This is a genomic window from Aeromonas bivalvium, from assembly GCF_000819765.1.
GTDB lineage: Bacteria > Pseudomonadota > Gammaproteobacteria > Enterobacterales > Aeromonadaceae > Aeromonas > Aeromonas bivalvium.
The window spans coordinates 2,464-3,092 of sequence record NZ_CDBT01000040.1 but is presented as its reverse complement, the minus strand read 5'-3'; the positions used below and the strand labels follow the sequence as shown (position 1 = coordinate 3,092).

The 629-nt window shown below is 59.6% G+C and carries 1 protein-coding gene; it reads left to right on the top strand.

Annotation, left to right across the window (positions count from 1 at the left end):
* Positions 1–85: 85 nt before the first annotated feature.
* Positions 86–629, top strand: a 544-nt coding sequence (locus tag BN1119_RS12140) for a lyase family protein (RefSeq protein ID WP_041998201.1), incomplete at its 3' end; no start/stop codon positions are given.

The window sequence follows — 629 nt, the reverse complement described above, 5'->3', positions numbered from 1 at the left end:
GCAGCACATGAGCCTTGATAACGGTCTCGTAACAGGAGCGCGAGTTGATGAGAATCCCCCACACCAATCATCAGGAGTTCACCCCATGGAGCTGTCCGCGCTGACTGCCGTTTCCCCGATTGACGGTCGTTATGGCGACAAGGCCGATGCCCTGCGCCCTATCTTCTCCGAATTCGGTCTGCTGCGTTTTCGCGTCGAAGTCGAGGTGCGCTGGTTGCAAAAACTGGCCAGCCACGCCGGGATCCCGGAAGTCCCTGCCCTGAGCGCGGCCGCCAATGCCGTGCTTGACGGCATAGTCCTCAACTTCAACGAGAGCGACGCCGCCCGCATCAAACAGATCGAGCGCACCACCAACCATGATGTGAAAGCGGTGGAGTACTTCCTCAAAGAAAAAGTCGAAGTGAACCCGGAGCTGGCCGCCGTCAGCGAATTCATTCACTTCGCCTGCACCTCGGAAGACATCAACAACAACTCCCACGGCCTGATGCTGAAGACCGCCCGGGAAGAGGTGATCAAGCCTTATTGCGAGAAGCTGATTGCCGAGATCAAGCGCCTGGCCGTCGAGTACCGCGACATGCCGCTGCTGTCACGCACCCACGGTCAGCCGGCCACCCCGAGCACCATGGGCA